The 281-nt window shown below is 41.3% G+C and carries 1 protein-coding gene; it reads right to left on the bottom strand.

Going from position 1 to position 281, the window contains the following annotated elements; translation table 11 throughout:
* Positions 1-141: 141 nt before the first annotated feature.
* Positions 142-281: type II toxin-antitoxin system RelE/ParE family toxin (locus LZP73_RS21395; RefSeq protein WP_267960274.1), on the bottom strand; the 140-nt coding region annotated here is incomplete at its 5' end.

Genomic DNA, 281 nt, shown 5'->3' with positions numbered 1-281 from the left:
CATGCAGCAACTCTGCTAACTCATTGATTTTCAAATCGAGCGGTTCCAGATATTCATAGAGAAGAATATCTCCGGGTGTCGTCGGTTTTCTTGTTGCCTGTTTCATAGTTTTACCTTTCTCGTCAATACGACAGCTATGTTTTAGTAGTTGTGTGGGTCTAAAAACAATTCTTCGGCCTTGCCATTAACCCATTTAAAAATCAGTCGGTACTGTTTATTCACTCTAATGGAGGAGTATTCCTGTAATTTCCCGGATAACTCTTCGTATCGGTTCCCCGGAG

The organism is Shewanella sp. AS16 (assembly GCF_021412365.1).
Classification (GTDB): Bacteria; Pseudomonadota; Gammaproteobacteria; order Enterobacterales; family Shewanellaceae; genus Shewanella; species Shewanella salipaludis.
Note: the sequence above shows the minus strand (reverse complement) of the source record. Positions and strands in the feature narration are given on the sequence as shown.